This window comes from Enterobacter sp. 118C5, from assembly GCF_034107645.1.
Lineage (GTDB): Bacteria > Pseudomonadota > Gammaproteobacteria > Enterobacterales > Enterobacteriaceae > Enterobacter > Enterobacter nematophilus.
The window spans coordinates 414,552-437,181 of record NZ_JAWNEU010000002.1; the positions used below are offsets into that span (position 1 = coordinate 414,552).

25 protein-coding genes and 1 tRNA gene are annotated in these 22,630 nt (G+C 58.1%); 16 read left to right on the forward strand and 10 right to left on the reverse strand.

Annotated features, from left to right (window positions below; all coding sequences use genetic code 11):
• The first annotated feature begins 22 nt into the window (after positions 1-22).
• Positions 23-1,264: a multifunctional CCA addition/repair protein gene (locus UTO39_RS07205; protein WP_061097030.1), complete on the forward strand. Its 1,242-nt coding sequence runs from the start codon at positions 23-25 to the stop codon at positions 1,262-1,264.
• A 13-nt stretch (positions 1,265-1,277) separates the two neighbouring features.
• On the opposite strand, the gene bacA is transcribed toward UTO39_RS07205, so the two are convergent.
• Positions 1,278-2,099, reverse strand: a complete 822-nt coding sequence (bacA, locus tag UTO39_RS07210) for an undecaprenyl-diphosphate phosphatase (RefSeq protein ID WP_028014459.1) — start codon at positions 2,097-2,099, stop codon at positions 1,278-1,280.
• Positions 2,100-2,206: 107 nt separating this feature from the next.
• Positions 2,207-2,575, reverse strand: a complete 369-nt coding sequence (folB, locus tag UTO39_RS07215; protein ID WP_028014460.1) for a bifunctional dihydroneopterin aldolase/7,8-dihydroneopterin epimerase — start codon at positions 2,573-2,575, stop codon at positions 2,207-2,209.
• A 107-nt stretch (positions 2,576-2,682) separates the two neighbouring features.
• Between folB and plsY the strand changes: the two genes are divergently transcribed.
• Entirely contained in the window at positions 2,683-3,297 is a 615-nt protein-coding gene (plsY, locus tag UTO39_RS07220; protein WP_061097029.1) for a glycerol-3-phosphate 1-O-acyltransferase PlsY, read from the forward strand.
• 92 nt (positions 3,298-3,389) lie between these two features.
• Positions 3,390-4,856 (forward strand): MFS transporter, encoded by a 1,467-nt coding sequence (locus UTO39_RS07225; RefSeq protein ID WP_320726821.1) that lies wholly within the window; start codon positions 3,390-3,392, stop codon positions 4,854-4,856.
• A gap of 41 nt (positions 4,857-4,897) precedes the next feature.
• On the opposite strand, the gene UTO39_RS07230 is transcribed toward UTO39_RS07225, so the two are convergent.
• Positions 4,898-5,320 carry a MarR family winged helix-turn-helix transcriptional regulator gene (locus UTO39_RS07230; RefSeq protein WP_047367377.1) on the reverse strand — a complete coding sequence of 141 codons (423 nt, stop codon included), beginning with the start codon at positions 5,318-5,320 and terminating at the stop codon, positions 4,898-4,900.
• A gap of 143 nt (positions 5,321-5,463) precedes the next feature.
• Here UTO39_RS07230 and UTO39_RS07235 point away from each other — a divergent pair, with 143 nt between their 5' ends.
• The 9 genes from UTO39_RS07235 (at position 5,464) to ureG (ending at position 12,100) form a co-directional block, all read left to right on the forward strand.
• On the forward strand, positions 5,464-6,477 hold the full coding sequence (locus UTO39_RS07235) for an alpha/beta hydrolase (RefSeq protein WP_320726822.1): 1,014 nt from the start codon (positions 5,464-5,466) through the stop codon (positions 6,475-6,477).
• A 137-nt stretch (positions 6,478-6,614) separates the two neighbouring features.
• Entirely contained in the window at positions 6,615-7,442 is an 828-nt protein-coding gene (locus tag UTO39_RS07240) for an urease accessory protein UreD (protein WP_320726823.1), read from the forward strand.
• Positions 7,443-7,452: 10 nt separating this feature from the next.
• Positions 7,453-7,755 carry an urease subunit gamma gene (locus UTO39_RS07245; protein ID WP_003862556.1) on the forward strand — a complete coding sequence of 101 codons (303 nt, stop codon included), beginning with the start codon at positions 7,453-7,455 and terminating at the stop codon, positions 7,753-7,755.
• Between the two features lie 10 nt (positions 7,756-7,765).
• Positions 7,766-8,080 (forward strand): urease subunit beta, encoded by a 315-nt coding sequence (locus tag UTO39_RS07250; protein WP_061097024.1) that lies wholly within the window; start codon positions 7,766-7,768, stop codon positions 8,078-8,080.
• Positions 8,073-9,776: an urease subunit alpha gene (ureC, locus tag UTO39_RS07255; RefSeq protein ID WP_320726824.1), complete on the forward strand. Its 1,704-nt coding sequence runs from the start codon at positions 8,073-8,075 to the stop codon at positions 9,774-9,776. Before UTO39_RS07250 ends, ureC begins: the two co-directional genes overlap by 8 nt.
• 9 nt (positions 9,777-9,785) lie before the next feature.
• A complete protein-coding gene (gene ureE, locus UTO39_RS07260) occupies positions 9,786-10,250 on the forward strand; it encodes an urease accessory protein UreE (RefSeq protein WP_320726825.1) in 465 nt (154 codons plus the stop codon).
• 9 nt (positions 10,251-10,259) lie between these two features.
• Complete coding sequence (locus tag UTO39_RS07265; RefSeq protein WP_320726826.1) at positions 10,260-10,799, forward strand: HupE/UreJ family protein; 540 nt, start codon at positions 10,260-10,262, stop codon at positions 10,797-10,799.
• On the forward strand, positions 10,799-11,473 hold the full coding sequence (locus UTO39_RS07270; protein WP_320726827.1) for an urease accessory protein UreF: 675 nt from the start codon (positions 10,799-10,801) through the stop codon (positions 11,471-11,473). The genes UTO39_RS07265 and UTO39_RS07270 overlap by 1 nt, the downstream gene beginning before the upstream one ends.
• A 9-nt stretch (positions 11,474-11,482) precedes the next feature.
• Positions 11,483-12,100, forward strand: a complete 618-nt coding sequence (gene ureG / locus UTO39_RS07275; RefSeq protein ID WP_014071813.1) for an urease accessory protein UreG — start codon at positions 11,483-11,485, stop codon at positions 12,098-12,100.
• A gap of 47 nt (positions 12,101-12,147) precedes the next feature.
• On the opposite strand, the gene tsaD is transcribed toward ureG, so the two are convergent.
• Positions 12,148-13,161 carry a tRNA (adenosine(37)-N6)-threonylcarbamoyltransferase complex transferase subunit TsaD gene (tsaD, locus tag UTO39_RS07280; RefSeq protein ID WP_320726828.1) on the reverse strand — a complete coding sequence of 338 codons (1,014 nt, stop codon included), beginning with the start codon at positions 13,159-13,161 and terminating at the stop codon, positions 12,148-12,150.
• Positions 13,162-13,397: 236 nt separating this feature from the next.
• Here tsaD and rpsU point away from each other — a divergent pair, with 236 nt between their 5' ends.
• The 3 genes from rpsU to rpoD all read left to right on the forward strand — a co-directional run bounded on the left by rpsU (position 13,398) and on the right by rpoD (position 17,469).
• On the forward strand, positions 13,398-13,613 hold the full coding sequence (gene rpsU, locus UTO39_RS07285; protein WP_001144069.1) for a 30S ribosomal protein S21: 216 nt from the start codon (positions 13,398-13,400) through the stop codon (positions 13,611-13,613).
• Positions 13,614-13,728: 115 nt separating this feature from the next.
• Complete coding sequence (dnaG, locus tag UTO39_RS07290; protein WP_061097018.1) at positions 13,729-15,474, forward strand: DNA primase; 1,746 nt, start codon at positions 13,729-13,731, stop codon at positions 15,472-15,474.
• A gap of 150 nt (positions 15,475-15,624) precedes the next feature.
• Entirely contained in the window at positions 15,625-17,469 is a 1,845-nt protein-coding gene (gene rpoD / locus UTO39_RS07295) for an RNA polymerase sigma factor RpoD (protein ID WP_028014473.1), read from the forward strand.
• A 104-nt stretch (positions 17,470-17,573) separates the two neighbouring features.
• Here the strand turns inward: rpoD and mug are convergent, their stop codons facing one another.
• The gene (gene mug / locus UTO39_RS07300; protein WP_151414041.1) at positions 17,574-18,080 is read right to left on the reverse strand and encodes a G/U mismatch-specific DNA glycosylase; all 507 of its coding nucleotides are present in this window, start codon (positions 18,078-18,080) and stop codon (positions 17,574-17,576) included.
• 125 nt (positions 18,081-18,205) lie between these two features.
• On the opposite strand from mug, the gene UTO39_RS07305 reads away from it, so the two are divergent.
• Positions 18,206-18,281, forward strand: a tRNA-Ile gene (locus UTO39_RS07305).
• Between the two features lie 84 nt (positions 18,282-18,365).
• On the opposite strand, the gene UTO39_RS07310 is transcribed toward UTO39_RS07305, so the two are convergent.
• The 5 genes from UTO39_RS07310 to UTO39_RS07330 form a co-directional block, all read right to left on the reverse strand.
• Entirely contained in the window at positions 18,366-18,566 is a 201-nt protein-coding gene (locus UTO39_RS07310; protein WP_320726829.1) for an ogr/Delta-like zinc finger family protein, read from the reverse strand.
• A 67-nt stretch (positions 18,567-18,633) separates the two neighbouring features.
• Positions 18,634-19,782 (reverse strand): phage late control D family protein, encoded by a 1,149-nt coding sequence (locus UTO39_RS07315; RefSeq protein WP_320726830.1) that lies wholly within the window; start codon positions 19,780-19,782, stop codon positions 18,634-18,636.
• Positions 19,779-20,243 (reverse strand): phage tail protein, encoded by a 465-nt coding sequence (locus UTO39_RS07320; RefSeq protein ID WP_320726831.1) that lies wholly within the window; start codon positions 20,241-20,243, stop codon positions 19,779-19,781. The genes UTO39_RS07315 and UTO39_RS07320 overlap by 4 nt, the downstream gene beginning before the upstream one ends.
• Before the next feature lie 11 nt (positions 20,244-20,254).
• On the reverse strand, positions 20,255-22,516 hold the full coding sequence (locus UTO39_RS07325; protein ID WP_320726832.1) for a phage tail tape measure protein: 2,262 nt from the start codon (positions 22,514-22,516) through the stop codon (positions 20,255-20,257).
• Complete coding sequence (locus UTO39_RS07330; protein WP_041908052.1) at positions 22,509-22,628, reverse strand: GpE family phage tail protein; 120 nt, start codon at positions 22,626-22,628, stop codon at positions 22,509-22,511. Before UTO39_RS07330 ends, UTO39_RS07325 begins: the two co-directional genes overlap by 8 nt.
• Positions 22,629-22,630: the final 2 nt, after the last annotated feature.

The window sequence follows — 22,630 nt, forward strand, 5'->3', positions numbered from 1 at the left end:
AGAGAAAACGGGAGAGTTGGGCGTGAAGAGTTATCTGGTCGGTGGTGCGGTACGTGATGCGTTGTTAGGTCTGCCGGTCAAAGATAAAGACTGGGTGGTGGTGGGCGCCACCCCGGAAGAGATGCTCGACGCGGGCTACCAGCAGGTAGGCCGCGATTTTCCCGTGTTTCTGCACCCGAAAAGCCGGGAAGAGTACGCCCTGGCGCGTACCGAGCGGAAATCCGGTTCCGGCTATACGGGATTCACCTGCTACGCCGCGCCGGATGTGACGCTGGAGCAGGATTTGCTGCGCCGCGATCTCACCATTAACGCCCTGGCTCAGGACGAAAACGGCCATATCATCGACGCCTACGGCGGGCAGGATGACCTGCGCGACCGTCTTTTGCGTCACGTCTCCCCGGCATTTTCTGAAGATCCGCTCCGCGTGCTGCGCGTGGCGCGCTTTGCCGCGCGTTACGCCCATCTGAGCTTCCGTATTGCGGATGAGACGATGGCGTTGATGACGGCCATGACCGAGGCGGGCGAGCTGGAACACCTGACGCCGGAGCGCGTCTGGAAAGAGACGGAAAACGCCCTCACCACCCGCAACCCGCAGGTCTTTTTCCAGGTCCTGCGCGACTGCGGCGCGCTGAGGGTGCTGTTCCCGGAAATCGACGCGCTGTTTGGCGTCCCCGCGCCGGCGAAATGGCACCCGGAAATTGATACCGGCGTGCACACGCTCATGACGCTAAGCATGGCCGCCATGCTCAGCCCTGAGGTGGACGTACGCTTTTCCACCCTGTGCCACGATCTCGGCAAAGGCTTAACGCCGAAAGAGTTCTGGCCGCGCCATCACGGGCACGGTCCGGCGGGCGTAAAGCTGGTTGACGGGCTCTGCCAGCGCCTGCGCGTACCGAATGACATCCGCGATCTGGCAAAGCTGGTCGCCGAGTTCCACGACCTGATCCATACCTTCCCGATCCTGAAGCCTGCCACCATCGTGAAGCTGTTCGATAATATCGACGCCTGGCGCAAGCCGCAGCGCGTGGAGCAGATTGCGCTCACCAGCGAAGCCGACGTTCGCGGCCGCACCGGGTTTGAAGCGTCCGATTACCCGCAGGGGCGCTTGCTGCGCGAAGCGTGGGAAGTCGCAAAAGCGGTGCCAACGAAAGACGTGGTTGAGGCAGGATTTAAAGGCCCGGAGATTCGCGAGGAGCTGACCAAACGGCGAATTGACGCGGTTACCGCGTGGAAGGAAAAGCGTTGCCCTCAGCCGAAAGAGTGAGGGCAACCCGTTATCAGAAGAAGACCACGTACACCGCAGCGGCAACGATAAAGCGGTAAATTGCGAACGGAATAAACGAGATACGCTTGATCAGCTGCAGGAAGGTTTTGATGGCAATCAGCGCCACGATAAAGGCGGTGATAAAGCCCACGGCGAACATCGGAATATCGCCTGTGGTCAGGAAGCCAATGCTTTTGTAAAGGTCCAGCGCGGTGGCGCCCATCATCATCGGCACCGCCAGCAGGAACGAGAACTCAGACGCCGCGTAACGGCTCACGCCCATCAGCATCCCGCCTGAAATGGTCGCACCTGAACGAGAGAAGCCCGGCCACAGCGCCAGACACTGGAAGCAGCCAATGATAAATGCCTGACGGTAGGTCATATCGTCCAGGCCTTCCGCACGCGGAACTTTTGGCTTCAGCACTTCGGCGGCAATCAGCAGGAAGCCCCCCACCACCAGCGCGTACATGACGTTAATCGGGTTAAACAGCGATTTAATCGTGTCGTGGAAGACCAGCCCCAGCACCACCGCCGGGATCATCCCGAGCAGGATGTGGATCAGCGTCAGGCGGCCCTTGCCCTCTCCTTCACGCTGCGGCAGGCGGCCAAAATGGATGCCGATCAGGCCAAACAGGCGACGCCAGAACATTACCACCACCGCCAGGATAGAGCCCAGCTGAATCACCACCTCAAACGTCTTTGCGGTATCGCCTTCAAAGCCCAGCAGATGGCCAACGATAATCATATGGCCCGTACTGGAAACCGGCAAAAACTCCGTCAATCCTTCGACCACACCCAGAATTGCCGCCACCAGCAGCGAGTGCATATCGCTCATCTATAAACCCCTAAAAAAAAGATATAAAAAACGGTGTCCACGCGGACCACCGTGAAAGATACAGCCTTAAGACCGATATAACCTAAAATGGTTTAGCTATTATGACGTTAAATCTTCCCTTTCAGATTTGTGCCACGCTCGATAATCACGCCCACGTTGGCCGCGCGCGCCACCGCACCCGGCTTGCTCAGCTTGATGCGTACCCACGGTGAGTTGAATTTGGTCAGCAGCAGGTCCGCCACCTCTTCCGCCACGCGTTCCACCAGCGCAAAACGCTGCCCTTCCACGTGGCCGATCACCGCTTCGCTGATGTCGGCATAGCTCAGACAGTCATTCACGTCATCGCTTTTTGCCGATTTGCGGTTATCCCATCCCATTTCGATATCGAACACCAGTTTCTGCTCGATGGTCTGTTCCCAGTCGTAAACACCAATTGTGGTGATTACCGAAAGTTGCTCTATAAATACAATATCCATCACGACCTGCCTGCTTTTTGGCTAAACCGGATACCACTTCCGGCGAATTATGCGTATTATCCACAGATGCTGAGAATACAGATACATTTTCAAAACGGAACAGCGTTATGAGTGCAATCGCGCCTGGAATGATCCTCCTCGCCTATCTTTGCGGCTCAATCTCCAGCGCCATTCTGGTCTGCCGCATTGCCGGGTTACCTGACCCGCGTGAAAGTGGTTCCGGGAATCCGGGAGCGACCAACGTGCTTCGAATTGGCGGCAAGGGAGCAGCCGTAGCGGTTTTGATTTTTGATGTTCTGAAAGGGATGCTGCCCGTCTGGGGCGCCTATGCGCTGGGCGTCACGCCGTTCTGGCTCGGTCTTATCGCCATCGCCGCCTGCGTCGGCCATATCTGGCCCGTTTTCTTTGGCTTTAAAGGCGGCAAAGGGGTGGCGACCGCCTTTGGTGCCATTGCGCCCATCGGCTGGGACTTAACCGGCGTCATGGCCGGGACCTGGCTGCTGACCATTCTGCTGAGCGGCTATTCGTCGCTGGGGGCCATCGTCAGCGCGCTGATCGCCCCGTTCTACGTCTGGTGGTTCAAACCCCAGTTCACCTTCCCAGTGTCGATGCTCTCCTGCCTGATCCTGCTGCGTCATCACGACAATATTCAGCGCCTGTGGCGTCGTCAGGAAACCAAGATCTGGACGAAGCTCAAGCGTAAGAAGAAAGACGCTAAATAAAGCGTTCGTTATGCCTTATAACTAAATGTGATTTTGGTCACCTTCTGCCTGTGGTAACTGTTAGAGACACAACACAACCACACAAAAAGAAAATGGCAGAAATCACAGATACAACTCCCCTTTCAACGGCAGGAAGAACCCCGGATGGCGACATCAAGTGGGTGCGCAGCGCATCGGACGTATCCCGTCTCGTAAACGACGGCTCACAGGGCCGGGCCAACGCCCGGATCGTGGTGGGTATCGCGCTGGGCGGGATTTTCCTCGATGCCTACGATCTGGGCGCGCTGGCGTTCGGCATTAAAGACATCACCCGCGAATTTAACCTGACGCCAGCCGGTACCGGCATGGTGGCCTCGGCGATTACCTTTGGTGCCATTGTCGGGGCGCTGCTCGGTGGTTACCTCACGGATAAAATCGGGCGCTACCGCGTGTTTATGGCTGATATGGTGTTCTTCGTGGTAGCCGCTATCGCCTGCGCGCTGGCCCCGAATGAATATGTGCTGGCGGGCGCGCGCTTTGTGATGGGGCTGGGGGTGGGGATCGACCTTCCCGTGGCGATGGCGTTTCTGAGCGAGTTCGCCAGGCTCAAAGGGCCCGGAAATAAGGCCTCCAGCGTCGCGATGTGGTGTCCCACCTGGTATGCGGCCATCAGCGTTTCCTACTTGCTGGTGCTGTTCTTCTATGCCGTTCTGCCGGAAAGCCACAGCGACTGGCTGTGGCGTTTGATTCTCGGCTTTGGAGCGGTGCCCGCGCTGGTGATTATCGCCATCCGCAGCCGCTACATGAGCGAATCCCCGGTTTGGGCGGCGAATCAGGGCAACCTGAAAGAGGCGGCGTCCATTTTGCGGCAGTCGTACAATATTAACGCCCACGTCCCGCAGGATGCGCTTACCCAGCCAGCGCCTGTCGTGAATAAAGCCAAATGGTCGAACTATCTGAACCTGTTCCGCGGCATCTACCTGCGGCGTACCACGCTCGCCACGCTGCTGTCCGTCGTCTCCTCGTTCGCCTATAACGCCGTGGCCTTTGGTCTGCCGGTGATTATTTCAAGCTTCTTTGTGCAGTCGATGCTGACCACCATTCTGATCTCGCTGGCGCTTAATCTGCTGTTTGCGTTTGTCGGCGGATTACTGGCGGCGCGCTACGTGCCGCGCTTCGGCGCGTGGCGGATGTCGCTGGCGGGTTACGCCTGCCAGCTTGTAGCGCTGCTGGGGCTGGCGCTGATTGGTCGTCCTGATGGTGCAACAGAAGGCGCGATCGCCGTCGCGATGCTGGCGCTGTTCCTGTTCGGTCAGGGATTTGGCCCGGGCGCGCATACCATGACGTTTGCCTCGCTGAGCTACCCGACCTCCCTGCGCGGCGTGGGCGTGGGTCTCAACCAGACGCTGATGCGCAGCAGCTCCACGCTGTCGCTGTTCCTGTTCCCGCTGCTGGTGGCGTCTCTCGACACCGCCGTGTTCTGGGTGATTGCGCTGGCGCCGTTTATCGGCCTGGCGTCATTGCTGGCGATCCGCTGGGAGCCGTCCGGCTATGACGTGGATGCGGAGGACTACCGGTAACGACACATCGCTTCGGTGGGTTCCCCCCCACCGAAGTGCGCTTATAAATCCTCCAGCAGCGTTCGGGAGAGTTTTTTTAGCATTTCCAGCTCATCATCATTCATCCGCATGCTGCAGCGAATCTGGTCCGGCAGCGCCATCACCTGCTTTTTCAGTTCTTTCGCCTTATCCGTCAATACGACATTTTTCATCCTTTCATCCCCCACAACCGCGATACGGTTGAGAAACCCTTTTGCCTCAAGCTTCTGAACCAGCGGGGTCAATGTGCCTGAATCAAAATAGGTTTTATCGCTGAGATCGCGAAGCGGGATGTTGTCTTTTTCATAAAGCGCCATCAAAACAACAAATTGCGGATAGGTCAGATCCATCTCCTGCAGCAGGGGGCGATACTGGCGCACGAACGCATTGGTGACCGAGTACAGCGAGAAGCACAATAAATCATCTAGCGTTTTGTTTTCTTTCATTTTTCTATCAACCCTGAATCTGTTGTCTAAAAAAAATTATAAATAATGTTTGACTAAAAGTATCTTGCACGCAAGTATTGCATCAACAACTAAGTAGCGCACTACTTAGTTATCCGTTCAAATACGTTAAAAGGGGTACTACCATGAAAACATTAACCGCCATCCTGGTTTCTTCCGTCTTCGCGTCAGCCGCGGCATCCGCTCAAACCACCAATACTCCAGCCCCGACAGCAGGCGTACAGGCATTTCTTGATGTCCTGAATGCGGGCAAAGGGAAACCGATGGAACAGATGACCCCGCAGGAGGCCCGCCAGGTACTTATTGGCGCACAGCAAGGTGCAAAACTGCCGCCCGCTCAGGTGACTGAAAAAACGATCCAGGTCAATGGCCAGACGATCGCCCTTAAAATTGTGAAGCCTGAACATGCTGCCGGTTCGCTCCCGGTATTTATGTTCTTCCACGGTGGCGGTTGGGTGCTGGGTGATTTTCCAACCCACGAACGTTTAATCCGCGATCTGGTTCGCGCGTCTGGCGCCGCAGCGGTTTACGTTGACTACACACCGTCACCTGAGGCCCATTTCCCGGTGGCAATCAATCAGGCCTATGAAGCGACAAAATGGGTCTCCGAGCACGGCCAGGAAATTGGCGTGGACGGTAGCCGTCTGGGCCTGGTTGGTAACAGCGTGGGCGGCAACATGGTGGCCTCCGTGGCGCTGCAGGCAAAACAGTTCAACGGGCCAAAAATTCGCTACAACGTGATGCTCTGGCCAGTGACGGACGCCAGCTTTGATACGGCTTCCTATCAGCAGTTCGAAAACGGCTATTTCCTGTCAAAAAACATGATGAAATGGTTCTGGGATAACTACACCACCAGCGCTGCCGACCGCAACAATATCCTTGCCTCTCCGCTTCGCGCCAGCACTGCAAAGCTGAAAGGCTTCCCGGAGACGCTGATTCAGACAGCTGAGCTGGACGTTCTGCGGGATGAAGGTGAAGCATTCGGGCGTAAACTGGATGCGGCTGGCGTCCCGGTGACCGTCACGCGCTATAACGGCATGATCCACGATTACGGCCTGCTTAACCCGCTGAGCCAGGAGCCAACGGTTAAAGTCGCCCTTGAGCAGGCAGGTGCAGCATTGCATGACCACCTGAAATAGGATCCTCATGCTTCACACAGAGCACGGCCCCGGGCCGTGCTTTTTTATTTCCTCTATCCATAAGCGACTCATATGACAGCCTTCATTTCCGCCAGGGCATACTGAAACGACCCCGATGATGCGCAGATGGAAGCAGCATGTTAGCAGCTCAGGTCACTGATAATACGTATAAAGGCTGGCAGGCGTCGCTTGCCCTGCAGTTTTGTCACGCCCCTGAGAAAACCCTCCTGCGTTCAGCGCATCACGTCGGGCCGCTTACCGTTCAGCGGCCGTTTTACCCTGAAGGGGAAACGTGCCACCTTTACCTGCTGCACCCGCCCGGCGGCGTTGTGGGGGGCGATACGCTGGACATTTCCGTTCGGCTCGACGCCAAAAGCCACGCGCTTATCACCATGCCCGGCGCCAGCAAGTTCTACCGCAGCAGCGGCCCGCAGGCGCGTCTGAGCCAGCACTTTTATCTTGATGAAAATGCCACGCTGGAGTGGCTGCCGCAGGACACCATTATCTTTCCCGGCGCGAACGCCGCGCTGCGTTCCGTCTTCCACCTGAAGGCCTCCAGCACGCTGCTGGCGTGGGAGCTGTACTGCCTGGGCCGCCCGGTAATAAACGAAACCTTCAGCCACGGCACGCTGGAGAGCCGCCTTGAGGTGTGGGTGGATGACGAACCGCGCCTGATTGAGCGTCAGCACCTCAGCGACGGCGATCTCACGCCCGTCGCGGGACACCCGTGGATCGGCACCCTGCTGTTCTATCCGGCCCGGGAAGATCATCTCGACACGGCGCGCGCGCTGCTCGCGCCTCTGAGCCATTTTGCGGGGGCAACGCTCACCGACGATCTGCTGTCGGTGCGTTTTCTCGCCCACGACAATCTGATTTGCCAGCGGGCGATGCGCGACATCTGGCAGTCGCTTCGCCCGCTTCTCACTACCAAAACCGCCTGTTCGCCGCGTATCTGGCAGACATAAGAGAACCGTTATGGAACTGACCCCCAGAGAAAAAGACAAGCTGTTGCTGTTCACCGCCGCGCTGGTTGCCGAACGCCGCCTTGCGCGCGGGGTAAAGCTCAACTACCCGGAATCGGTCGCGCTGATCAGCGCCTTCATTATGGAAGGCGCGCGTGATGGCGAAACCGTCGCCTCGCTGATGGAGGCGGGCCGCCACGTCCTGACGCGGGATCAGGTGATGGAGGGCGTGCCGGAGATGATCCCGGATATTCAGGTGGAAGCCACCTTCCCGGACGGCTCCAAGCTCGTCACCGTCCACAACCCCATCGTGTAAGGAGCGCGTGATGATCCCAGGTGAATACCAGATCCAGCCCGGCACTATTGCGATCAACGTCGGGCGTGAAACCCAAAGCGTCGTTGTCGAAAACCACGGCGACAGGCCGATCCAGGTCGGCTCGCACTACCACTTCTACGAGGTCAACCCGGCGCTGAAGTTTAACCGGGAAGCCACCAAAGGCTACCGGCTGAACATCCCGGCGGGCACCGCCGTGCGCTTCGAGCCGGGGCAGAAGCGGGAAGTGACGCTGGTTCAGGTCACGGGCGCGCAGCGCATTTTCGGCTTTCGCGGCGAGGTAATGGGCGAGGTGAAACATGGCTGAGATTTCACGTCAGGCGTATGCCGACATGTTCGGCCCAACCACCGGGGACAAGGTGCGGCTGGCGGACAGCGAGCTGTGGATCGAAGTGGAAGACGATCTCACGGTCTACGGCGAAGAGGTGAAATTCGGCGGCGGGAAGGTGATCCGCGACGGCATGGGTCAGGGGCAGATGACCGCAAAAGACTGTGTGGATCTGGTTCTCACCAACGCGCTGATCGTCGATCACTGGGGGATCGTGAAGGCCGATATCGGCGTGAAGAACGGACGGATCTTCGCCGTCGGCAAAGCCGGGAACCCGGACATTCAGCCCGGCGTCACGATCCCGATCGGCGCCGCGACGGAAGTGATTGCCGCCGAGGGGAAGATCGTCACCGCCGGCGGGATCGACACCCACATCCACTGGATCTGCCCCCAGCAGGCGGAAGAGGCGCTGGTCTCCGGCGTCACCACCATGATCGGCGGCGGTACCGGTCCGGCGGCGGGCACCAACGCCACCACCTGCACGCCGGGGCCGTGGTATATCGCCCGCATGCTGCAGGCCGCCGATACGTTGCCGGTGAATATTGGCCTGCTCGGCAAAGGTAACGGCTCCAACCCGGACGCCCTGCGCGAGCAGATCGCCGCCGGCGCCATCGGGCTGAAGATCCACGAAGACTGGGGCGCGACGCCCGCGGCGATTAACTGCTCGCTGGAGGTGGCCGAAGAGATGGATATTCAGGTGGCGCTGCACAGCGACACGCTGAACGAGTCCGGTTTTGTCGAAGACACGCTGGCGGCTATTGCCGGGCGCACCATCCACACCTTCCACACCGAAGGCGCAGGCGGCGGCCACGCGCCGGATATCATCACCGCCTGCGCGCACCCGAATATACTGCCCTCCTCCACCAACCCGACCCTGCCCTACACGGTGAACACCATCGACGAGCATCTCGACATGCTGATGGTTTGCCATCACCTCGACCCGGATATCGCCGAGGACGTGGCGTTTGCCGAATCCCGCATTCGCCGGGAGACCATCGCCGCTGAAGACGTGCTGCACGATATCGGCGCGTTCTCGCTTACCTCGTCAGATTCACAGGCCATGGGCCGCGTCGGGGAAGTGATTATCCGCACCTGGCAGGTGGCGCACCGCATGAAGGTTCAGCGCGGCGCGCTGCCGGAAGAGACGGGCGAAAACGACAACTTCCGCGTGAAGCGATATGTCGCCAAATACACCATTAACCCGGCGCTGACCCACGGCATCGCCCATGAGGTCGGTTCGGTTGAGGCGGGCAAGCTGGCGGATCTGGTGGTCTGGTCCCCGGCGTTCTTCGGCGTCAAGCCCGCCACCATCGTCAAGGGCGGGATGATCGCCTGTGCGCCGATGGGCGACATCAACGCCTCGATCCCCACGCCGCAGCCGGTCCATTACCGCCCGATGTTTGGATCGCTGGGTGCCGCCCGCCACGCCACGCGCCTGACGTTTATCTCACAGGCCGCCAGTGCGAACGGCATCCCGCAGCAGCTCAACCTGCAGAGCGCCACGGCGGTGGTGAAAGACTGCCGGACGGTGAAAAAGGCAGACATGATCCACAACGCCCTGCAGCCGAATATCACCGTCGATTCGCAAACCTACGAGGTGCGCGTCGACGGCGAACTGATAACCAGCGAACCGGCCGACGTTCTGCCGATGGCGCAACGCTATTTCCTGTTTTGAGGAGTGAAGATGATCTACTTAACCCAACGCCTGGACCATGCGCACCCGATCACCGCCAGCGTCACGCTGCCGATTGACGTGCGGGTGAAATGCCGCGCCCGCGTGTCGCTGAACGACGGTCGCGAAGCCGGGCTGATGCTGCCGCGCGGCCTGCTGCTGCGCGGGGGCGACCTGCTGACCACCGACGACGGCAGCGAGGTCATAGAAGTGATCGCCGCTCCGGAGTCGGTTTCCGTGGTGCGCTGCGCCGATCCGTTCCTGCTCGCCCGCGCCTGCTATCACCTGGGCAACCGCCACGTGCCGCTGCAGGTGATGCCCGGCGAGCTGCGTTATCACCACGACCACGTTCTCGACGACATGCTGCGCCAGTTCGGGCTGGAGGTAACCTACGCCAGCCTGCCGTTTGAACCGGAAGCAGGCGCTTACGCCAGCGATGCCCACAGCCATAGCCATTCTCACGCCCATTCACATTAAGGACTCATCATGCGCAAGTATTTACCGCTGTTACTGCTGGCCGTTTCCGTTCCCGCGCTCGCGCATCCGGGACACGGTACCGACAGCTTCCAGGCCGGCTTTCTTCATCCGCTGACCGGACTCGATCACCTGCTGATGCTGACCGGGGCTGGCGTGCTCTCGGCGCTGAGCGGCCGCAAGCTCCTGCTGCCGTTTGCCACCCTCGGCATGATGCTCGCTGGCGCCATTGCGGGAAGCCTGCTCGGCGGATTCAGCGGCATGGAGATGCTGATTATCGCCTCGCTGGCGGTCTGCGGCGTGATGATGTTTAAAACCGAAAACCGCCTGCTGCTGGCGGTACCTGCCCTGGCGATGTTCCACGGCTGGGCGCACGGCGTGGAGATGTCCGGCCACAGCTTCTGGCTTTTCACCAGCGGGTTTATGTTCGCCAGCGCCACGGTGCTGTGCGCGAGCTTCGCGGCGGGATTGCTGCTGCGACGTCACGACGGCCTGCGTAAAACCTTCGGCGGCGGGCTGATCGTCTCCGCTCTGCTGGTGCTGATGAGCTGATGGATCGCACGCGCCAGTGGCTGCGCCTGATGCAGCTCTCGAGCAGCAGCCTGCCGGTCGGGTCGTTTACCTGGTCGCAGGGACTGGAGTGGGCCGTGGAGGCGGGCTGGGTCACGAACGCCGACGCCTTCAGACGCTGGCAGATCCAGCAGATGAAGCAGAGCTTTTTCCGCGTCGATGTGCCGCTGTTTATCCGGCTGTTCCGGGCCTGCGAGCAGCAGGATCTGGCGACGGCCAAACGCTGGACGGCATACCTGCTCGCCTGCCGGGAAACGCGCGAGCTGCGCGAAGAGGAGCGCAACCGTGGGGCGGCCTTTACGCGTCTGATTAAAAGCTGGGAGCCGGACTGCCCGGCAGAGTGGCTGCCGCTGTTTGCGCAGAGCCAGCTCTGCGGCATGGCGTGGCTCGGCGTGCGCTGGGGCATTGGCGCGCGCGAGCTGGCGCTGAGCCTCGGCTACAGCTGGATAGAGAGCGCGGTGATGGCGGGCGTCAAGCTGGTCCCCTTCGGGCAGCAGGCGGCGCAGCAGCTGATTATCGAACTGAGCGACCATTTCGCCGCCGGGCTTGAGCAGGCATTTTTACGCGGAGATGACGAGACAGGCGCGGCGACGCCGCTGTCCGCCATCGCCTCCGCGCGCCACGAAACCCAATATTCACGACTATTCCGTTCCTGAGGAGTCAACATGGCTGATTACAAACATCCCCTGCGCGTGGGCGTGGGCGGCCCGGTAGGGTCGGGCAAAACCGCGCTGCTGGAAGCGCTTTGCAAGGCAATGCGCGACACCTACCATCTGGCGGTGGTGACCAACGATATCTACACCAAAGAGGATCAGCGCATCCTCACCGAAGCGGGCGCGCTGGAGCCGGAGCGCATCGTGGGCGTAGAGACGGGCGGCTGCCCGCATACCGCCATCCGCGAAGATGCCTCGATGAACCTGGCGGCGGTGGAAGCACTCAGCGAGAAGTTCGGCAATCTGGATCTGATCTTCGTGGAAAGCGGCGGGGACAACCTCAGCGCGACGTTCAGCCCGGAGCTGGCGGATCTGACCATTTACGTGATCGACGTGGCCGAAGGGGAAAAAATCCCGCGCAAGGGCGGGCCGGGGATCACTAAATCCGATTTTCTGGTGATCAACAAAACCGATCTCGCGCCGTACGTGGGGGCGTCGCTGGAGGTGATGGAGCGCGATACCAACCGCATGCGCGGCGAGCGTCCGTGGACGTTTACCAATCTTAAAGCGGGTGACGGCCTGGCAACGATTATTGCGTTTCTGGAAGAGAAAGGGATGCTGCGGGTATAGTCGTAAATGTCCCTCTCCCCGGTGGGGAGAGAGCCAGGATAAGGGGGTTACGCCTCCGGCAGTTCCGCCAGCGGCCAGCGCGGACGCACGGACACGCTCAGGTCGGACGTCGCGCCCGCATTGAGGCGCACCATCCCGGCGTAGGCGATCATCGCCCCGTTATCGGTACAGAATTCCGGACGGGCATAGAACACTTCCCCGCGACGCTTTTGCATCATCTCGGCGAGCTTCGCGCGCAGCGTGCGGTTGGCACTCACGCCACCTGCCATCACCAGGCGCTTAAAGCCGGTCTGATCCAGCGCGCGCTTGCACTTGATCATCAGCGTATCCACCACCGCGTCTTCAAACGCGCGGGCGATATCGGCGCGGGTCTGCTCGCTGTCGTCGTTATTGCGGATGGTATTCGCCGCGAAGGTTTTCAGCCCGGAGAAGCTGAAGTCCAGCCCAGGACGGTCGGTCATCGGACGCGGGAAGACAAAGCGCCCTTCCGTTCCCTGCGACGCCATTTTTGACAGCATCGGGCCGCCGGGGTAATCCAGACCCAGCAGCTTGGCGGTTTTGTCGAAGGCTTCACCGGCGGCGTCGTCGATCGACTCGCCCAGCAGTTCGTACTTGCCAATGCCCGTTACGCTAATCAGCTGCGTATGCCCACCCGAGACCAGCAGCGCCACAAACGGAAATTCTGGCGGGTTCTCTTCCAGCATCGGCGCCAGAAGATGCCCTTCCATATGGTGAACCGGGATTGCCGGCACATCCCACGCAAACGCCAGCGAACGGCCAACCGTCGCGCCAACCAGCAGCGCGCCGACCAAACCAGGCCCCGCGGTATAGGCCACGGCGTCAATATCGGTTGAGCTTAATCCGGCCTCTATCAGCGCCGCCTGAATCAGGGGAACCGTTTTACGCACGTGATCACGAGAGGCCAGTTCAGGTACGACGCCGCCGTAGTCAGCGTGCAATTTCACCTGACTATACAGCTGGTTGGCCAGAAGCCCTTTTTCGTCGTCGTAAATGGCGATGCCGGTTTCATCGCAGGATGTTTCAATACCCAGTACACGCATGACTTGTTTTACCTCGTTTCAATACCGCGCAGTGTAGAGCCTGGGCGGGTTGATGTAAAACTTTGTTCGCCCCAGGAAGAAGGCTCGTGTATACTCCTCACCCTTATTAAAGTCCCTTTCAAAATCGCATCGGTGCTTTACAAAGCAGCAGCATTTGCAGTAAAATTCCGCACCATTTTGAAATAAGCTGGCGTTGATGCCAGCGGCAAACCGAATTTATTAAAGGTGAGAGTTACATGCCGGTAATTAAAGTACGTGAAAACGAGCCGTTCGACGTAGCACTGCGTCGCTTCAAACGTTCATGCGAGAAAGCAGGTGTTCTGGCTGAAGTTCGTCGTCGTGAGTTTTATGAAAAACCAACGACCGAACGTAAGCGCGCTAAAGCTTCCGCTGTGAAACGTCACGCGAAGAAACTGGCTCGCGAAAACGCACGCCGTACTCGTCTGTACTAATCTCTTGAGGGTCAACGCCCTCAATTGACAGACAGAGTAGTAGTCGTAAGGCCGTGCTTCCGGAAGGAATGCGCGGCTTGTTTTCGTTTATAAGTCGCTTAAATTTTTGGGGCATATGGCCGGAAGAATCCCACGCGTTTTCATCAATGACCTGCTCGCCAGAACCGACATCGTCGATCTCATCGACGCGCGGGTAAAGCTGAAAAAGCAGGGCAAGAACTACCATGCGTGCTGTCCGTTCCATAACGAAAAAACCCCCTCCTTCACCGTAAACGGTGAAAAGCAGTTTTACCATTGCTTCGGCTGTGGCGCACACGGTAATGCCGTCGATTTTTTGATGAACTACGACAAGCTCGAGTTCGTTGAAACCGTCGAAGAGCTGGCGGCGATGCATAACCTTGAAGTGCCTTATGAAGCAGGCAGTGGGCCAAGTCAGATCGAGCGCCATCAGCGGCAAACGCTGTATCAACTGATGGATGGCCTGAATTCGTTTTACCAACAGTCTCTTAAGCACTCTGCGGCTGAGCCTGCGCGTCAGTATCTGAACAAGCGCGGACTGAGCGACGATGTGATTGCGCGTTTCGCTATTGGTTACGCCCCGCCCGGCTGGGACAACGTGTTAAAGCGTTTTGGCGGCAATAGCGAAGATCGTAAATCTCTCATCGATGCAGGCATGCTGGTCACCAACGACCAGGGACGAAGCTACGACCGCTTCCGTGAACGGGTGATGTTCCCGATCCGCGACAAGCGTGGCCGGGTAATTGGTTTTGGTGGTCGCGTGCTGGGTGATGCCCTGCCGAAATACCTCAACTCTCCGGAAACCGATATTTTCCATAAGGGCCGCCAGCTTTACGGTCTTTATGAGGCGCAGCAGGACAACGCGGAACCTCCGCGTCTGCTGGTCGTCGAAGGCTATATGGACGTCGTTGCGCTGGCGCAGTACGACATTAACTACGCCGTTGCGTCGCTAGGTACGTCCACCACCGCCGATCATATTCAACTGCTGTTCAGGGTGACCAACAACGTCATCTGCTGTTACGACGGTGATCGGGCCGGACGCGACGCCGCCTGGCGAGCGCTGGAAACCGCGCTGCCGTATATGACCGACGGGCGTCAGCTACGCTTTATGTTCCTGCCCGACGGTGAAGACCCGGATACGCTGGTGCGTAAAGAGGGCAAAGCGGCATTTGAAGCGCGGATGGAGCAGGCACAGCCGCTCTCCACGTTTCTGTTTAACAGCCTGATGCCGCAGGTTGATTTAAGTACCCCTGACGGGCGCGCGCAGCTCAGTACGCTGGCGCTGCCGTTAATCAGCCAGGTGCCCGGCGAAACGCTGCGCATCTACCTGCGTCAGGAGTTAGGCAACAAGCTCGGCATTCTGGATGACAGCCAGCTTGAACGTTTAATGCCTAAACAGGCTGAAAACGGCACGGTTCGCCCCGCGCCTCAGCTAAAACGCACAACCATGCGTATACTGATAGGGTTGCTGGTACAAAACCCCGAGCTTGCTCCGCAAGTGCCGTCGCTGGCGGGTTTGAACCACGAAAAGTTGCCCGGACTTGGCTTATTTTCAGAACTGGTCAACACTTGTTTGTCTCAGCCAGGTCTGACCACCGGACAACTTTTAGAGCATTATCGCGGCACAAAAGAGGCCGCTACCCTTGAAAAACTGTCGATGTGGGACGATATAGCAGATAAGGATATTGCAGAAAAAACGTTCACCGACTCGCTCAACCATATGTTTGATTCGATGCTTGAGCTGCGACTCTCTGAATTGATCGCGCGCTCGCGGACCCATGGGTTAACGCCGGCAGAACGCGAAGAGGTGCGTGTGATTACTGAAGCACGCGCCCGCAAATGAATTTAACGGCTTAAGTGCCGAATATCGATCGGGAAGCCCCCGACAGCCGCACTGAGAGGCAGCGGCAAAAATATAAGTACGCCCTCGCTTTAAAGGTTGGCAGCCCCATCGCCGACACCAATCAAACGAATTAAGTGTGGATACCGTCTTATGGAGCAAAACCCGCAGTCACAGCTGAAACTTCTTGTCCAACGCGGTAAGGAGCAAGGCTATCTGACCTATGCCGAGGTCAATGACCATCTGCCGGAAGATATCGTCGATTCAGATCAAATCGAAGACATCATCCAAATGATCAATGACATGGGCATTCAGGTGATGGAAGAAGCACCGGATGCCGATGATCTGTTGCTGGCTGAAACCTCCAACAACACTGACGAAGATGCGGAAGAAGCTGCTGCACAGGTACTGTCCAGCGTGGAATCTGAAATCGGGCGTACCACTGACCCGGTCCGCATGTACATGCGCGAAATGGGTACCGTTGAACTGTTGACCCGCGAAGGCGAAATTGACATCGCAAAACGCATCGAAGACGGGATCAACCAGGTTCAGTGCTCTGTTGCTGAGTACCCGGAAGCGATCACCTATCTGCTGGAGCAGTACGATCGCGTTGAAGCGGAAGAAGCGCGCCTGTCCGATCTGATCACCGGTTTTGTCGACCCGAACGCTGAAGAAGATATGGCGCCTACCGCCACTCACGTCGGTTCTGAGCTGTCTCAGGAAGAGATGGATGACGACGAAGACGAAGATGAGGAAGAAGACGACGACAGCGCGGACGATGACAACAGCATCGACCCGGAACTGGCGCGTGAGAAGTTTGCCGAGCTGCGTACCCAGTACGAAGTCACGCGTGACACCATCAAAGCGAAAGGCCGCAGCCATGCCGCCGCTCAGGAAGAGATCCTGAAGCTGTCTGAAGTGTTCAAACAGTTCCGCCTGGTGCCAAAACAGTTCGACTACCTGGTTAACAGCATGCGCGTGATGATGGATCGCGTACGCACCCAGGAACGCATCATCATGAAGCTGTGCGTTGAGCAGTGCAAAATGCCGAAGAAGAACTTCATCACCCTCTTCACCGGCAACGAAACCAGCGAAACCTGGTTCAACGCGGCTATCGCGATGAACAAGCCGTGGTCTGAAAAACTGCACGACGTGAAGGACGATGTCTATCGCGGTCTGCAGAAGCTGCAGCAGATTGAAGAAGAGACCGGCCTGACCATCGAGCAGGTCAAGGACATCAACCGTCGTATGTCCATCGGTGAAGCGAAAGCCCGCCGTGCGAAGAAAGAGATGGTTGAGGCGAACTTGCGTCTGGTTATCTCTATCGCCAAGAAATACACCAACCGCGGTCTGCAGTTCCTGGATCTGATTCAGGAAGGCAACATCGGTCTGATGAAAGCGGTAGATAAGTTTGAATACCGTCGTGGTTACAAGTTCTCCACTTACGCAACATGGTGGATCCGTCAGGCGATTACCCGCTCTATCGCAGACCAGGCGCGCACCATCCGTATTCCGGTGCATATGATTGAGACCATCAACAAGCTCAACCGTATCTCCCGCCAGATGCTGCAGGAGATGGGCCGCGAGCCGACGCCGGAAGAGCTGGCCGAGCGCATGCTGATGCCGGAAGACAAGATCCGTAAAGTGCTGAAGATCGCCAAAGAGCCAATCTCCATGGAAACGCCAATCGGTGATGATGAAGATTCGCATCTGGGTGATTTCATCGAGGATACCACCCTCGAGCTGCCGCTGGACTCTGCCACCACCGAGAGCCTGCGTGCTGCCACGCACGACGTTCTGGCCGGCCTGACCGCCCGTGAAGCAAAAGTACTGCGTATGCGTTTCGGTATCGACATGAATACCGACCACACGCTGGAAGAAGTGGGTAAACAGTTTGACGTGACCCGCGAACGTATCCGTCAGATCGAAGCGAAGGCGCTGCGTAAGCTGCGTCATCCAAGCCGCTCTGAAGTGCTGCGTAGCTTCCTGGACGACTAATCCAGGTAAAAACAGCAAAAAGCTCCCATTCGGGAGCTTTTTTTTTGTTTATTCCCTCTCCCTGTGGGAGAGGGCCAGGGTGAGGGTATCAGGCCGCAGAGGAGCTAAAGCCCCCGCACCATCAGCGCCTCATCCAGTTCCCGATACGCCTCCACCAGCTTATCCAGCGTCGCCCTGTTGAGCCCGCTCGGATTCGGCAGCACCCACACCTGCGTCACGCCAATGCTTATATTCTGCTTACCCCACTTAGCCCCGCGCTGGCTAAACGCCTGCTCGTAGGCCTGCTTACCGAGGATTGCCAGCGCGGCGGGCTGATAGTCTTCAATTTTCTTAACCAGCTCCCGCCCGCCGCTGCGCAGTTCATGCAGGTTGACCTCGCTCGCCTGCACCGTAGGACGCTCGACCAGCATGGTGATCCCGCAGCGCGTATCCAGCAGATGCTGCTCCTCTTCCGGCTTGAGTAACCTGTCGGTAAACCCGGCCTGGTAGATCACCTTCCAGAAGCGATTTCCCGGATGGGCAAAGTGAAAACCGGTGTGCGCCGAGGACTTGCCCGGGTTGATACCACAAAACACCACCCGCAGGCCTGGGGCCAGAATATCGTTGATCATCTTTACTCCCGATCGATACATCGTTAGAGAAGTATAAAGGATTGATTATGCGTTGTTTATAAAAACAGCAAGCAGGAGTGAATGGCTGGATTGCTGCGGGGAGTTACTTTATAATTCACCGCCACGGCCCCTTAGCTCAGTGGTTAGAGCAGGCGACTCATAATCGCTTGGTCGCTGGTTCAAGTCCAGCAGGGGCCACCAAATTTTAGCTGTAGAATCATATAATTAAGCCACTCGATTGAGTGGCTTTTTTTATTGGCTTTTTATGAGCCGGTAATACCGCCGTTAACCGTGACTCATTGAGGCCGTTCGGATCCGCTCAGAGGCGCCAGGAGTTGCAATCAGACGCTCCACGGATTCCATCGTCACGAACGTACAGCTGCAGTCCACATTGGTGCACTGGTGATAGCGCTCTTTGGTGTTTTCACTTAAATAGCGACTGGTACGCGCATGCGCTGAATGCCTGCACTTAGGACAATGAAACATATACCCCTCCGTTAAATTCACTTTATGTGAATTAATAATACTCAAAAATAACGTAATGGCAAATGAATTACTCACTATCCACAGAAAATTTTTCGTCGGTGACGTTCAGCTCAAGGCTTAGCTGCGTGGTAAATCCGCTCCCGCTCAGGGTATGAACCACCTCGCTAATGATCCACGCCTGCTCGTCGATGACCCGTTTAAAGCCGTTAACCAGCACCGGCGTTTCGGGAAACAGATCGGCTCGCCCCAGCGCCAGCTGGATAGAAAATTTCACGGTTCCCCGCTGAAGCGCGCGCCACTTCGCCTCCGCAGCCCTGATCGCCTGCTCTTCAGAGGCATACACCGTAGCGAGCTCAAACACGTTCTCCGCAGATCCCACCAGTCTCTCTTGCGGCTTCTGCTCCGTGCCCCCCGCTCCCGGCGCGGCGGCATCCGGATGCTGTCGTACCTCTGTGGGCTGCCTCCCAGGTTGGCGATTAATACTCAATTGAGTATTCTGCTGTTTTGGATCGCGCGTTTGCAGCCATTTGGCCGTCACGCCGGAATAATTTTCACGGTCGGCGACGGAAAAAAGGTGCCGATCGCCATCCCCACGTTCAATCATCATTAAGGGAATCGCCGTGCCGCTGGCCGTCACGGCCTGGCCCGCTTTCATGAAAATAACCTTTCCGGCTTTGATGGAAACAAATGCACCATTGCGTTCGGCCAGGCGGGTGAGAAACGCCGCGTCAGTCTCCTGAGACTGGTCAATATGAGAAATGGCAACGGAGGAAAGCCCCGCCGCCACGCTGGCGGTCAACTGGTTCCGCTGAGCGATGGTAGTAACTATCGCGCCGATCGTCGTGTCATGCCACGACTGTTCGCGCCGCACGTTTAGCTTCCCACGAAAATCCGCGCTGCATCCTCGAATGGTCAGGGTGTCCGGCGCGCCCCGAAATTCAATTGTGTCGATCGTAAAGTTCCCTTTCGGCTGGAGCGGGGTTCCCTCCCACCCCAGCCATAAGGAGAGCGTTGCCCCCCTGGCTGGCAGGTCTAACAGCCCGTCGGAATCATCCAGTTGAATATCCAGCTGATCGGCTTCCAGTCCACGTTTGTCGGTCATGGATAAACTGATAAGACGATGGCTAAAATTTTGCGTGATATCACGGTCGTCAAGCTTAAGCATAAAATCAGGGGCGATTTTGCCACCCGCCCGGATATTCATCTCGGCGATCATCCCCCCAGCCCTCCAATGCTATTACGTGCGCTCGTCACCAGCTCTTCAGCCTGCGTTCTTAGATCGCCAAACATTTTCATCAGCGATTCGTCCACGCGTTTTAGCGACAGGGAAAATTCAATTTTTCGCGCGGTACCATCACTGTAAAAATCCGAATGGGTGTGCGTGACTTTCTCAATGATAAACATGCCGTGAATGATGCCGGTACCGTCTATCAACGGCCATGCCCGCCCTTCATTCGCCATCAGCTCAACCGCCTTGAGAGAAAGCCGCCCTCCCGTGAGCTCCGGGTAAAGTACTCCGGTGAGGTTAAAGGATGTCTCACCTTCGCCAAGATATTGCCAGGCTTTGGATTTCCCGATGCGCTCGTTGGACGCCCAGCGGTAGTCCTTTGTAAACTGCATTGTCTGATACGGTAAGGTTCGTCGTTCAAAGACAAACAGACCCAGCACCATTAACATTTTCTCTCTCCTCAACCATACATAAAGCTGGATTGCTGCCGTCTCGCTTTATCCTGTTCACTACTCTCTATCGCCTCCCGGATTTGACGCGTCAGATCCATTCCGGAGGCCGTGCCCCCCTGCAGCGTGATGTTGTACTCGCTTTTACTCTGATCGACGTAAGAGCGTCCCCCTGTGGCGATGGTTGGCTGATACCCCTGGTAACCGCCATAGGTCCCCGTACCCGGAATATAAGCGCTGCCCGCAGGAGAGGATGCCGCTTCAGCTTTTGTCGCAGCGGAGTCGAGGTTCCCCGACTCGTTTTTGATCAGACCGAGCTTCTCCAGCAGCCAGCTGGCCTTGCCGCTCAGGCTGTTAAAGAGATCAAGCGGCGCCGTTAACGCATCGCCTAGCGCCTGACCAAAAATCACGCCAGCGTTTTTACAGCCATCCAGCGTTTCCTGCGTCGCCTTGATCGGCGTAATCAAGTCGGTGAACCATTGCCAGATACCGCCCAGCTTCTCCGAGATAGCGTCAAATACCGTTATCACCGGTGAGAACAGTGCGCCCAGCGGTGCGAAAGCCGTCGAAAGCCCTTCCATCACCCCGCCAAAGAAGGCGCTGATGGGCTCCCAGTATTTAAAAATCAGTAAGGCGCCGGCAGCAATCGCCGCGCCAAGTGCAATCACCGGCCAGCTAAGAGCACCCAGCACCGTCATGATGGCACCCCCCACTACGCTGAACACCGTGCCCAACATCCCGGCCGCGGTGATGATCATATTGACGCCCGTCAGAACCGGGGCAATAACCGTTCCTATGCCACCCAGTACGCCAGCAAACGCCTGCGCGCCGACAGCGATGCTGGCGAAGGTCTGCGTCAGCTCAGGGTTGGCATTAATCCAAAGGGAGGCCGTACTGAGCCAGCCGGTTGCGGTTGTTATCAGGCTGCGCAGAGCGCCATCTGCTTTATCGAACACGTCAATCTTCAACCCGCTCCATGCGGCCTGGAATCGGTTGATATCGCCGTCAAGATTATCGGTCTGAACGGAAGCAACGAGCGCGGCACTGCCCTTTGCCCCCTGCAGCTGCCGGCGTTTTTCATCAAGCGATCCATTATCCTCGGCGGAACGCTGCGCACCCGGAGTCTGAACCTGGCGCAACATCGCGCTGAGCGCGTTCCCGGCGGCGGCGCCGTACATCCCCTTTTCCGCCAGAACGCCAAGCCGCGCCGTTGTCTCTTCAAGCCCTATACCGGCGGCGTCGGCGGCTGGCGCAGCGGCGTTAAGGGCCGCCGCCATCTCAGCGAGGCTGGTGTTAGAAGAGGTAAAACCGCGCGTAAGCACGTCTGCGATGCGTCCGGCATCTGCATCGGCCAGGTTATACGCGGCCTGCGTGCTGCTGATAATATCGGCTGCTTTTGCAGCGTCGATATTCCCCGCCTGGCTGAGGTTGATCGCTGGCGCCGTGGCCGCAAGCACCCCATCGGCGTCATAGCCTGAACGGGCCAGTTCACTCTGTGCCCGGACGACCGCATCCGCAGGCGATCCGGTGCTAACACTGACTTCCCGTGCCTGCTGGCGAATGGCCTCAAGCCGAGCGTCGCCCTTCTCCAGACCCAGGTTTGCCTGTATGGCAGACATCTGTTTTTCAAAACTGATGCCCGGCGCCATAAAGCGGGACGTCTGGTCAAAGCCCGCTTTTGCCATACCCACGCCCGCATTAGCCAGCTGCTGCACTCGCGCGACAGCGCGCTTGCCTGACTCGTAGCGGTTCTGAACGGTACTCAGCCGCTCCTGCTGCTGGTTGACGCGGGCCAGCGCATCCCGCTGCCGGTTAAGCTGCTGCGTTTTTTCGCTGATGTTGGTTCGTAGACGACGCTCGTCCGATGAGAGCGTGCGCGTGTTTATTCCCGCCTGTGCCAGCTCAGCGCGCTGACGCTGCACCGAGTAGCGTAAGCTGTTGTACTCAAGCTTAAGATCGGCTGCCGATTTTCGGGCCGCGGACAGCGCATCAGCCTGTGCCTGGGTGGGGTTTTGCGTGTTTTTAAACTGCACCGCCAGCGCCGCGGCCTGCTGTTTCGCCTGAGCAAGGGACTGCTCCGTCATGGCGAGCTGGCCGTTTGCTTTCCTGAAGCCGTTAATACGTCCCGCCTGCTCATCGAGCGCTCCGAGCGCCACCTGCGCATCGCGGATATCGTTCGCGAGAGTGAGGCTGGCGTTATGGAGAGCGTTAAGCGGTCGGGTTGCCCGGTCAACGGCCTTAAGCAGCTCCTGAAGTCTGACATTATTACTCATGGTGGTTTCCGCTTCGCTGCAGCGCTTTTTCGCGCCATAAGAGGAGTTCGGTCACGCTCAGGGTGTACAGCTCTGACGGCGGCCAGTGAAAGATCACCGCGATATCCGCCATCA

Excerpts from the sequence above, each read along its gene's own strand:
- bacA (WP_028014459.1), bottom strand. The coding sequence starts at position 2,099 with ATGAGCGATATGCACTCGCTGCTGGTGGCGGCAATTCTGGGTGTGGTC.
- UTO39_RS07330 (WP_041908052.1), bottom strand. The coding sequence starts at position 22,628 with ATGGCGGATATCGCGGTGATCTTTCACTGGCCGCCGTCAGAGCTGTAC.
- ureE (WP_320726825.1), top strand. The coding sequence starts at position 9,786 with ATGATCTACTTAACCCAACGCCTGGACCATGCGCACCCGATCACCGCC.
- dnaG (WP_061097018.1), top strand. The coding sequence starts at position 13,729 with ATGGCCGGAAGAATCCCACGCGTTTTCATCAATGACCTGCTCGCCAGA.
- UTO39_RS07235 (WP_320726822.1), top strand. The coding sequence starts at position 5,464 with ATGAAAACATTAACCGCCATCCTGGTTTCTTCCGTCTTCGCGTCAGCC.
- rpsU (WP_001144069.1), top strand. The coding sequence starts at position 13,398 with ATGCCGGTAATTAAAGTACGTGAAAACGAGCCGTTCGACGTAGCACTG.
- UTO39_RS07245 (WP_003862556.1), top strand. The coding sequence starts at position 7,453 with ATGGAACTGACCCCCAGAGAAAAAGACAAGCTGTTGCTGTTCACCGCC.
- ureC (WP_320726824.1), top strand. The coding sequence starts at position 8,073 with ATGGCTGAGATTTCACGTCAGGCGTATGCCGACATGTTCGGCCCAACC.
- folB (WP_028014460.1), bottom strand. The coding sequence starts at position 2,575 with ATGGATATTGTATTTATAGAGCAACTTTCGGTAATCACCACAATTGGT.
- UTO39_RS07240 (WP_320726823.1), top strand. The coding sequence starts at position 6,615 with ATGTTAGCAGCTCAGGTCACTGATAATACGTATAAAGGCTGGCAGGCG.
- UTO39_RS07250 (WP_061097024.1), top strand. The coding sequence starts at position 7,766 with ATGATCCCAGGTGAATACCAGATCCAGCCCGGCACTATTGCGATCAAC.
- rpoD (WP_028014473.1), top strand. The coding sequence starts at position 15,625 with ATGGAGCAAAACCCGCAGTCACAGCTGAAACTTCTTGTCCAACGCGGT.
- plsY (WP_061097029.1), top strand. The coding sequence starts at position 2,683 with ATGAGTGCAATCGCGCCTGGAATGATCCTCCTCGCCTATCTTTGCGGC.
- UTO39_RS07315 (WP_320726830.1), bottom strand. The coding sequence starts at position 19,782 with ATGATCGCCGAGATGAATATCCGGGCGGGTGGCAAAATCGCCCCTGAT.
- UTO39_RS07225 (WP_320726821.1), top strand. The coding sequence starts at position 3,390 with ATGGCAGAAATCACAGATACAACTCCCCTTTCAACGGCAGGAAGAACC.
- mug (WP_151414041.1), bottom strand. The coding sequence starts at position 18,080 with ATGATCAACGATATTCTGGCCCCAGGCCTGCGGGTGGTGTTTTGTGGT.
- UTO39_RS07270 (WP_320726827.1), top strand. The coding sequence starts at position 10,799 with ATGGATCGCACGCGCCAGTGGCTGCGCCTGATGCAGCTCTCGAGCAGC.
- UTO39_RS07325 (WP_320726832.1), bottom strand. The coding sequence starts at position 22,516 with ATGAGTAATAATGTCAGACTTCAGGAGCTGCTTAAGGCCGTTGACCGG.
- tsaD (WP_320726828.1), bottom strand. The coding sequence starts at position 13,161 with ATGCGTGTACTGGGTATTGAAACATCCTGCGATGAAACCGGCATCGCC.
- UTO39_RS07230 (WP_047367377.1), bottom strand. The coding sequence starts at position 5,320 with ATGAAAGAAAACAAAACGCTAGATGATTTATTGTGCTTCTCGCTGTAC.
- UTO39_RS07265 (WP_320726826.1), top strand. The coding sequence starts at position 10,260 with ATGCGCAAGTATTTACCGCTGTTACTGCTGGCCGTTTCCGTTCCCGCG.
- ureG (WP_014071813.1), top strand. The coding sequence starts at position 11,483 with ATGGCTGATTACAAACATCCCCTGCGCGTGGGCGTGGGCGGCCCGGTA.
- UTO39_RS07320 (WP_320726831.1), bottom strand. The coding sequence starts at position 20,243 with ATGTTAATGGTGCTGGGTCTGTTTGTCTTTGAACGACGAACCTTACCG.
- UTO39_RS07310 (WP_320726829.1), bottom strand. The coding sequence starts at position 18,566 with ATGTTTCATTGTCCTAAGTGCAGGCATTCAGCGCATGCGCGTACCAGT.